Source organism: Actinomadura sp. NPDC049382 (assembly GCF_040677125.1).
GTDB lineage: Bacteria > Actinomycetota > Actinomycetes > Streptosporangiales > Streptosporangiaceae > Spirillospora > Spirillospora geliboluensis.
In genome coordinates this window covers 1-9,437 of sequence record NZ_JBFARO010000206.1, presented here as the reverse complement: position 1 = coordinate 9,437, position 9,437 = coordinate 1, and the positions used below count along the sequence as shown (strand labels likewise).

Here is a 9,437-nt window from a genome sequence, read left to right as displayed (position 1 = left end):
CCCGCTGCGGGCCGGCTCGGTCGCCCTCGACCGGCCCGGCCGGGCCGCCGTCGCCGGCGGCCGCCGCGTCGCGCTCACCGTCACCGAGTTCGACCTCCTCGAGTTCCTGATGGCCAACCCCGGCCGCGTCTTCACCCGCGAGCAGCTCCTGGACGCCGCGTGGGGGCCGGGCGCCGGCGCCGGGAGCCGCACCGTGGACGTCCACGTCGCCCAGCTCCGCGCCAAACTCGGCGAGGACAGCCCCATCCGGACCGTCCGCGGCGTCGGCTACGTCCTGGACGGCTGACGCCCGGCACGCCCCCGGGGCGGCGCCGCGGCCGCTCGCAGGGCGTCGCCTATCGTGGGCGATGTGACTCGCGCACCCGTCCCTTCGCAGGAGCACGCGCACCCGTACGGGCCCGCACCGCATGAGCCGGGCCCGGGGCGGCTCAGGGCGCTCCTGCCGCAGGCGGCGGTCCTCGCCGGCGTCACCGCCGGCGCCCTGATCGTGGCGCTGCGCGGCGACCCCAACGAGGCCGGGCACTATCCGGGCTGCCCGTTCCTGGCGATGACCGGGTACTACTGCCCCGGCTGCGGCGCCACGCGCCTCGTCTACGCGCTCACGCACGGGGACGTGGGCACCGCGTTCGGCCTCAACCCGCTGCTGTTCGCGCTGCTGCCCGTCTTCGGCTACCTCTTCGCGCGCTGGACGGTCCAGACCGCGCGCGGGCTGCCGATGCGGACCGTCCTGTTCACGCCGCCGGTGGTGTACGCGTTCGTCGGGCTGCTGATCGTCTACTGGGTCGTCCGGAACCTGCCGTTCGCCGCGGCGCTGGCGCCCTGACCTGCGCGGGGCGGGCGCGTCCCGGCCCCCGGGAGGGCGGCCGGAGGCGGCGGCGGGCCGCCCGGGTGGGGGGCGCCCCGGCGGGGGCGGCTACGATCGGTGCACGGAACGACCTGAAATAGGGGGCCTGCGACCTTGAGCGTTTTGGACGAGATCATCGAGGGCGTCCGGGCCGATCTCGCCGACAGGCAGCGCGAGGTCCCGCTCGACGCCGTCAAGGAGAAGGCGGCCGCAGCCCCGGCCCCGCGCGACGCGCTCGCCGCGCTGCGCGGCCCGGGCGTCTCGGTCATCGCCGAGGTCAAGCGCAGCAGCCCGTCCAAGGGCGCGCTCGCCGCGATCGCCGACCCCGCCGCGCTCGCCCGCGACTACGAGGCCGGCGGCGCCAAGGTGATCAGCGTGCTGACCGAGCGGCGCCGGTTCGGCGGCAGCCTCGCCGACCTCGCCGACGTGCGCGCCAACGTCGACGTCTCCGTCCTGCGCAAGGACTTCATCGTCACCTCCTACCAGCTGTGGGAGGCGCGCGCCGCGGGCGCCGACATGGCGCTGCTGATCGTCGCCGCGCTGCCGCAGGACGCCCTCGTCTCGCTGATCGAGCGGGCCGAGTCCATCGGGCTGCTCCCGCTCGTCGAGGCGCACACCGAGGAGGAGGCCGCCCGCGCCGTGGAGGCCGGGGCCAAGGTCGTCGGCGTGAACGCCCGCGACCTGCGCACCCTCAAGGTCGACCGCGGCGTGTTCGCCCGCGTCGCGCCCACCCTGCCCAAGGACGTCGTGAAGATCGCCGAGTCGGGGGTGCGGGGCCCGCACGACCTGCTCGCCTACGCCTCCAGCGGCGCCGACGCCGTGCTGGTGGGGGAGAGCCTCGTCATCGGCCGCGACCCGCGCGCCGCCGTCGCCGACCTGGTCGCCGCCGGCGCCCACCCGGCGCTGCGGCAGAGCGGCTGAGCGGCCCGCGCGCCGGGCCGACTGGATAGGGTGAGGGCATGCAGGTCGAACCGCTCCGGGAGCGATGGCGGGGCCAGTCGAGCATCCGCTGACCCCATCGGCCACTTCTCCACGACAGGACCGTTTACCCATGACCATGGACACCGCCGCGCGCGGTGCTGAAGCCGTACCCGACGCCACGGGCCACTTCGGCCGCTTCGGCGGCCGGTTCGCCCCCGAGGCGCTGATGGCGGCGCTGGACGAGCTGACCCGCGAGTTCGAGGCCGCCAAGCGCGACCCGGCCTTCACCGGCGAACTCGACGACCTCCTCGCGAACTACGCGGGGCGTCCCAGCCTGCTGACCGAGGCGAAGCGCTTCTCGGCGGAGGCGGGCGGCGCCCGCGTGCTGCTCAAGCGCGAGGACCTCAACCACACCGGCTCGCACAAGATCAACAATGTGCTCGGCCAGGCGCTGCTCACCCGCCGGATGGGCAAGTCGCGGATCATCGCCGAGACCGGCGCCGGGCAGCACGGCGTCGCCACCGCGACCGCCGCGGCGCTCCTCGGCCTCACCTGCACCGTCTACATGGGCGAGGTCGACACCGAGCGGCAGGCCCTCAACGTCGCCCGGATGCGGATGCTCGGCGCCGAGGTCGTCCCGGTGAGGACCGGCAGCCGCACCCTCAAGGACGCCTGCAACGAGGCGTTCCGCGACTGGGTCGCCACCGTCGACGACACCCACTACTGCATCGGCTCCGTGATGGGCCCGCACCCGTTCCCGATGATGGTCCGCGACTTCCAGCGCGTCATCGGCGTCGAGGCCCGGCAGCAGTGCATCGACCTGACCGGCGCCCTGCCGGACGCGGTCGTCGCCTGCGTCGGCGGCGGCTCCAACGCGATCGGCACCTTCCACGCCTTCGTCCCGGACGCGTCGGTCCGGCTGTACGGGTTCGAGGCGGGCGGCGACGGCGTCGCGTCCGGCAAGCACGCCGCGACCCTCGTCGGCGGCTCGCTCGGCATCATCCACGGCATGCGGACCTACCTGCTGCAGGACGACGACGGCCAGACCCTGGAGACCCACTCGATCTCCGCCGGCCTCGACTACCCCGGCGTCGGCCCCGAGCACTCGTGGCTGCACGACACCGGACGCGCCGAGTACCGGGAGATCACCGACGCGGAGGCGATGGACGCGTTCGCGCTGCTGTGCCGCACCGAGGGCATCATCCCGGCGATCGAGTCCGCGCACGCGCTCGCCGGCGCGCTCAAGGTCGGCAGGGAGCTCGGCCCGGACGCCGTGATCGTGGTCTGCCTGTCCGGCCGCGGCGACAAGGACATGCACACGGCCGCCTCCTTCTTCGGCCTGATGCCCGAGGGGGAGGGCCAGTGAGCGTCCGGACCGCCTACGAGAAGGCCGGCGCCGAGGGGCGCGCCGCGCTCGTCGGGTACCTGCCCGCCGGGTTCCCCACCCGCGACGGCGCCATCGAGACCATGAAGACCATGGTCGACGCCGGCTGCGACGCCATCGAGATCGGGCTGCCCTACAGCGACCCGGTGATGGACGGCCCCACCATCCAGGACGCCGTCCACCGGGCCCTCGTCGGCGGCGTCCGCATCGCCGACGTGTTCGCCACCGTCGAGGCCGTCGCCGCGACCGGCGTCCCGGTGCTGGTCATGACCTACTGGAACCCCGTCGACCACTACGGCGTCGACCGGTTCGCGCGCGACCTCGCCTCCGCCGGCGGGGCCGGGCTGATCACCCCCGACCTCACGCCCGAGGAGGGCGGCGAGTGGCTGGAGGCGTCGGACGCGCACGGCCTCGACCGGGTGTTCCTCGTCGCGCTCAGCTCCACCGACGAGCGCATCGAGACGGTCACGGCGGCGTCCCGCGGCTTCGTGTACGCGGCGTCGCTGATGGGCGTCACCGGTGCCCGCTCGGCCGTGGACACCGGCGCCCCGCGGCTGGTCGAGCGCACCCGGGCCGCCATCGACAAGAGCGGGACCGGGCTGCCGGTCGGGCTCGGGCTCGGCGTCGGCACCGGTGCGCAGGCCGCCGAGGTCGCCGCGTTCGCCGACGGGGTGATCGTCGGGTCGGCGTTCAGCCGCCGCATCCTGGACGCCCCCGACCTCGCCTCCGGGCTGGCCGGGGTCCGGTCGCTGACCGAGGAGCTCGCGGCGGGCGTCCGCGCCGGCCGCTGAGCACGTTCCGGACATGCCGGCGGTGCCCGTGCGGACGGCGGAAAAGCCGTATCCGCGCGGGTCCCGCCGGTCCCCGGGAACTCGGCGGCACCACCGCCGAGTTCATGCTTGTGGTGGCGCCGCGCTCCCGTAGGGTGTGATCGCCGGAGGAGGCGGTCCCGGAAGGATCACGATGACGCAAGAGATGACGGCGAAGGGCCGGGCCGAGGCGGCGTCGCCGCCGCCCCCCGCGTGGTTCCAGGTCGCGGCCTGGCTGCTGACGCTCGGCGGCCTCGGGATCTCCGTCTACCTGACGATCACCCACTACGACGAGGGCGCGCTGGTCTGCTCGGCGTCCTCGACGATCGACTGCCACGCGGTCACCACGAGCGAGTACTCCACCCTGCTCGGCATCCCGATGCCGCTGCTGGGCCTCGCCTTCTTCGTCGGGTTCGCCGCGCTGCTGACCCCCTGGGCGCTGCGCTCGACGTGGGCGCCGCTGCGCTGGGGCCGGGTGGCGGGCGTCTCCGTCGGCGTGCTGATGGTCGTGTACCTCGTCACCATCGAACTGGTGGTCCTGCACAAGATCTGCCTCTGGTGCACCGGGGTCCACGTCGTCACGGTCCTGCTGTTCCTCCTCGTCCTGGCCGACGAATTCCGACGGATCGGTCAAGTCGACTAATCTCGCCGTTACCGCGCCGCACCGACGGCGGCGCCGGGTCCGCACGCATAGGAGAACCAATGAGCAAGGCCGCACGAGAGCGGTCCGCGAGGGAGCGCCTGGCCGCCGAGCGCAAGCGGCAGGCGGCGCGGGAGAAGCAGCGGCGGCTGCTCGCCATCGTCCTCGGATCGGTGGTGGCGGTGGCGTTGATCGTGGTCGCCGCCGTCCTGGTCATCGACCAGAAGAACAAGAACGGCCGCGCCGAGGCGCACCAGGGCCCCCTCGCGCCCGTCAGCCGGCAGGCCGACGGGTCCATCGTGATGGCCAAGGCCGGGGTGACCAAGCCCGAGCTGGAGATCTTCGAGGACTTCCAGTGCCCGATCTGCAAGCAGTTCGAGGAGGCGACCGGCAAGACCGTCCAGCAGCTCGCGCTGGAGGGCAAGGTCAAGGTCGTCTACCGGCCGTTCCACCTGTTCGGGCAGCAGAAGGACCCCGTCCGGATCAACTCGCTGCGCTCGGCCGAGGCGGCGCTGTGCGTCCCGGCCGACAAGTGGATCTCCTACCATGACGCGCTCTTCAAGTTCCAGCCCGCCGAGGGCTCCAAGGGCTTCTCGCCCGACGACCTCGTGAAGTGGGGCAAGGACGTCGGCGTCACCGACCCGAACTTCGAGAAGTGCGTCCGGGACGAGCAGAAGAAGAGCACGGTCGACGCGATGACCAAGTACGCCCTGCAGGACCGCGGCGTCGACGGCACGCCGACGGTCTTCCTGAACGGCCAGAAGCTCGACACCGCCCAGGTCATGAACCCCGCCGGGCTGCGCGCCGTGATCGACGCCGCAGGCAGCGCCGGGAAGTGACCTCTCCCGGCCCGCACGGCGCTTCCTGAGGACGCCCGCCGCCCCCGCCGCTACGCTCGTGACTGCCAAGAGCACGCAGAGTGGCGATCGGGGGATCGATGAGCGAGCAGGGCAGCGGGGGGTCCGCGCGGCGGCGCCTCGCGGAGGAGCGGGCACGGGCGGCGGCCCGGGGACGGCGGCGGCGCGCGCTGGTGGTCGTCCTCGGGGCCGTCGCGGTGGCGGCGGTCGCGGTGGTCGTGGTGGTCGTGGTCATGTCCCGGGACGGGGGCGGGCCCACGATCAACGACTACAAGGGCGCGCTCGCCCCCGCGACCCGGCAGCAGGACGGCTCGGTCGCGATGGCGGACCCGGGGGCGAACGCGCCCGTCCTCGACGTCTGGGAGGACTTCCAGTGCCCCGCGTGCAAGGGGATGGAGGCGCGGCTCGGCGGGACGATGAAGCAGCTCGCCGCGGAGGGCAGGCTGAAGGTGGTGTACCGGCCGTTCCAGCTGTTCCAGCAGGAACCGCTGATGGGCAACTCGCGGCGGGCCGCGAACGCCGCCGCCTGCATGCCCGCCGACCACTGGGTGAAGTACCACGACAGGCTCTACGCCGAGCAGCCCCAGGAGGGCACGACCGGGTTCCTGCCGAAGGAGCTCATCGCCTGGGCCGCCGACGTCGGGGTGAGCGACCCGTCCTTCGCCGCCTGCGTCAACGGCGAGCAGCAGATGAAGACCGTGAACCAGGCCAGCGCCCTGGCGGGGAGGTCGGGCGTCGACGCCACCCCGTACCTGGCGCTGAACGGCAAGAAGGTCGCCGACGCCGTCCTCGGCTCGCCCGACGAGCTGCGGAAGGCCGTCGCGAAGGCGGCCGGCAGCGCGCCCGCCCCGGGCGGCGCGCCGTCGAGCGGAACGTCCGCGTCGTGACGGCGGGAGCACCGCGGTGACGGCGCGGGTCGCGCGGAGCGCGGCGGAGAGGGCGCACGGCGCGCCCGGAAGGAGGTAGGTTCAACGGTCATGCACCAGCTCGCCTCCATCCCGAGTCCCTCACAGGGCGTCTGGGAGCTCGGGCCAGTCCCGATCCGCGCCTACGCCCTCATGATCATCCTTGGCATCGTCGCCGCGGTCTGGCTGGGCGAGCGGCGCTGGGCCGCCAAGGGCGGCACCCCCGGCGTGATCGTCGACGTGGCCGTGTGGGCGGTGCCGTTCGGCCTGGTCGGCGGCCGGCTCTACCACGTGATCACCGACTACCAGCGGTACTTCGGGGAGGACGGCGACCCCGTCCGGGCGCTGGAGATCTGGAAGGGCGGCCTCGGCATCTGGGGCGCCGTCGCGCTCGGCGCGGTCGGCGCGGTCATCGGCTGCCGGCGGCGCGGGATCTCGGCGCTGGCGCTCGCCGACGCGGTGGCGCCCGGCATCGCGCTGGCGCAGGCGATCGGCCGCTGGGGCAACTACTGGAACCAGGAGCTGTACGGCCGTCCGCTGGACGCCTTCTGGGCGCTGGAGATCGACGAGAACCACCGGCCGATGCTGGACGGGGGGCCCGCCCTCGACCCCAAGTACGCCGACGTCGCGACCTACCACCCGACGTTCCTGTACGAGTCGCTGTGGTGCGTCGGCGTCGCGGTCCTCGTGATCTGGGCCGGCCGCCGCTACAAGCTCACGCACGGCCGCGCGTTCGCGCTGTACGTCGCCGCGTACACGGTCGGGCGCGGCTGGATCGAGGCGCTGCGCATCGACGACGCCCACCACGTCCTCGGCCTGCGGCTGAACGACTGGACGTCGATCGTCCTGTTCATCGGCGCGGTCGCCTACCTGTACCTGGCCCGCGGCCGCACCGGCCCGGAGAACGTCGGCGCTGTCCCCGCGGCGGCCGGTGGCGAGCCAGAGCCGGCGGCGGCCGAACCGACGAAGGAGCCGGAGCCCGCCGAGGGGCCCGAGCCGGAGGCGAAGGCCGAGCCCGGAGCGGCGGCAGAGACCGCGACCGGCGAGGACGCCGGCAAGGGCGCCGAGAAGGACGCTGAGAAGGACGCTGGGGCCACGGGCGAATCGGAGGCGCACTCCGAGGACGACGCCCCCTCGGACGCGCCGGAGAAAACCTCTGAGGGCGCCGCCGGCGCCGAACCGGAGGCCGGCCCGGAGACCGACCCCGCCCCCGAGCCCGCGGGGGAGATCGCGGACAATGAGGACGACGGTGCCGCCGAGTCCGCCGGGGCGGAGAAGGGAGAGCCCGTCCGGGACGGGAAGTAGGGGGCGATGGCGGACGCGGGGGAGACGACCGGCCGCAAGGGCGGGGTGATGCCCGAGCGGCACCACCAGCACCGCGATGTGACCGGGGGCTGGCTGCGGCCGGCGGTGTTCGGCGCGATGGACGGCCTGGTGTCCAACTTCGCGCTGATCGCGGGCGTCGCGGGCGGCCGGGTGGACCAGAAGGTCGTGCTGCTGGCCGGCCTCGCCGGCCTGGCGGCGGGCGCGTTCTCGATGGCGGCGGGGGAGTACATCTCCGTCGCCTCCCAGTCGGAGCTGGCGGAGGCGGAGATCGAGGTCGAGCGGCTGGAGCTCGCCCGGCACCCGGCCGCCGAGGAACGCGAGCTGGCCGAGGTCTTCGAGGCGCGCGGGGTGGACCCGGAGACCGCCGCGGAGGTCGCCCGGCAGCTGTCCCGCGACCCCGACGAGGCGCTGCAGGTGCACACCCGCGAGGAGCTCGGCGTGACCCCCGGCGACCTGCCGTCGCCGCTGCTGGCGGCGGGCTCGTCGTTCCTGTCGTTCGCGGTCGGCGCGGTCCTGCCGGTGCTGCCGTACCTGCTGGGCGCCACCTCGCTGTGGCCGGCGGCGATCGTCGCGGCCCTCGGCCTGTTCCTGGCCGGGGCGCTGGTGTCCCGGATCACCGCCCGGCCGTGGTGGTTCGGCGGGACCCGGCAGCTGCTGTTCGGCGCCGCCGCGGCGGGCATCACCTACGCCGTCGGCGCGGTGATCGGGACCAACGGCCTGTAGTTCCAAGGAATCTGGACGAAAAGCCCTTTTGGCCCCGCGGGGGCCGCCCGGACCGCTAAGCTCCGGGGCGTGATCGAGGCTCGTGACACGGGTTCCGCCGAGGCCGCCCAGCAGGGCGGCGGGCGGGACTTCTGGCCGGAGGACAAGCCCGGCCGCAAGCTCCCCAGTCCGAAGCTGCTCTACGGCGGCGCCGCCGCGCTGGTCGCGGTGATCGTCGCCGTGGTGGCGGTGGTCCTGCTGACCGGGGGCGGCGGCGAGGAGGAGGCGCCGAAGACCTCGGTGCCGACCGCCTACACGCCGGACTACCTGGGCGAGGGCTTCACCCAGATCGCGTCCCGCGCCGCCGACAAGCGGGCGGTCACCGAGGGCGAGGCGTTCGGCGCCAAGTCCCTCAAGAGCGGCGCGTACACGTTCGCGCTGGCCTCCTCCAAGCTGTCGGCCGACTGCAAGGACGGCACGTGGGGCGCCCGGCTGCAGGCCGACCTCGCCAAGCACGGCTGCACCCAGCTCGCCCGCGCCGCCTACGTGAGCGCCGACAAGAAGCACGTCGGCCAGTTCGTCGTGCTGAACATGGAGAACGAGGACGGCGTCAAGCAGATCCTGCGCGACCTCGACCCGGCGACCGGCGCCGGCTGGATCGCGCCGCTGAAGGCGGAGGGCGTCCCCGCGTTCGGGTCCGGGTTCAGCGCCGCCTACGCCAAGACCTACGGCCACTACGCCGTGCTCACCTGGGTGCAGCGGGCCGGCGGCGCGCAGCCCGCCTCGCTCAACGAGATGATCGATGTGAGCCTGGTCATCGAGAACGCCGCCGACTTCCTCTACGGGCGGCTCGACCTGGCCTCCGGCGGAAGGTCCGGGCAGTGACCGGCCCGCGCGCGGGCGTGTCACCGGCCGGCGGGCAGTAGTCTGCGCGCTCGTGGACCCCGATGAACCCCGCCGCGGCGGCCGCGGCCGAGCGCCGGTGAGCCGGCAGCAGGGATGCCCAGCGACCCGAGCCTGTCGTCCATCACCCAGACGGTCGCGCAGAG

General features: G+C 74.0%; 11 protein-coding genes. All 11 read left to right on the top strand.

Translation table 11 applies throughout. The annotated features are described in order from the left end of the window. On the top strand, positions 1-286 hold a 286-nt coding region (locus tag AB0K34_RS44910), incomplete at its 5' end, for a winged helix-turn-helix domain-containing protein (protein ID WP_364554625.1). A gap of 63 nt (positions 287-349) precedes the next feature. Continuing rightward, complete coding sequence (locus tag AB0K34_RS44905) at positions 350-823, top strand: DUF2752 domain-containing protein (protein WP_240808440.1); 474 nt, start codon at positions 350-352, stop codon at positions 821-823. Between the two features lie 135 nt (positions 824-958). Then, positions 959-1,765: an indole-3-glycerol phosphate synthase TrpC gene (gene trpC / locus AB0K34_RS44900; protein ID WP_138640856.1), complete on the top strand. Its 807-nt coding sequence runs from the start codon at positions 959-961 to the stop codon at positions 1,763-1,765. 130 nt (positions 1,766-1,895) lie between these two features. Next, positions 1,896-3,131 (top strand): tryptophan synthase subunit beta, encoded by a 1,236-nt coding sequence (trpB, locus tag AB0K34_RS44895; protein ID WP_138640855.1) that lies wholly within the window; start codon positions 1,896-1,898, stop codon positions 3,129-3,131. Next, positions 3,128-3,940, top strand: a complete 813-nt coding sequence (gene trpA / locus AB0K34_RS44890) for a tryptophan synthase subunit alpha (protein WP_364554622.1) — start codon at positions 3,128-3,130, stop codon at positions 3,938-3,940. Before trpB ends, trpA begins: the two co-directional genes overlap by 4 nt. A gap of 172 nt (positions 3,941-4,112) precedes the next feature. Continuing rightward, positions 4,113-4,601, top strand: coding sequence for a vitamin K epoxide reductase family protein (locus AB0K34_RS44885; protein ID WP_364554620.1), 489 nt, complete (start codon positions 4,113-4,115; stop codon positions 4,599-4,601). A 59-nt stretch (positions 4,602-4,660) separates the two neighbouring features. Beyond that, positions 4,661-5,437: a thioredoxin domain-containing protein gene (locus AB0K34_RS44880; RefSeq protein ID WP_138640852.1), complete on the top strand. Its 777-nt coding sequence runs from the start codon at positions 4,661-4,663 to the stop codon at positions 5,435-5,437. A gap of 98 nt (positions 5,438-5,535) precedes the next feature. Next, positions 5,536-6,342 carry a thioredoxin domain-containing protein gene (locus tag AB0K34_RS44875; protein ID WP_138640851.1) on the top strand — a complete coding sequence of 269 codons (807 nt, stop codon included), beginning with the start codon at positions 5,536-5,538 and terminating at the stop codon, positions 6,340-6,342. A gap of 90 nt (positions 6,343-6,432) precedes the next feature. Next, positions 6,433-7,665 carry a prolipoprotein diacylglyceryl transferase gene (lgt, locus tag AB0K34_RS44870; RefSeq protein ID WP_138640850.1) on the top strand — a complete coding sequence of 411 codons (1,233 nt, stop codon included), beginning with the start codon at positions 6,433-6,435 and terminating at the stop codon, positions 7,663-7,665. A 6-nt stretch (positions 7,666-7,671) separates the two neighbouring features. Further along, on the top strand, positions 7,672-8,409 hold the full coding sequence (locus AB0K34_RS44865) for a VIT1/CCC1 transporter family protein (RefSeq protein ID WP_240808467.1): 738 nt from the start codon (positions 7,672-7,674) through the stop codon (positions 8,407-8,409). A gap of 69 nt (positions 8,410-8,478) precedes the next feature. Continuing rightward, positions 8,479-9,273, top strand: a complete 795-nt coding sequence (locus tag AB0K34_RS44860) for a hypothetical protein (protein WP_138640849.1) — start codon at positions 8,479-8,481, stop codon at positions 9,271-9,273. Positions 9,274-9,437 lie beyond the last annotated feature (164 nt).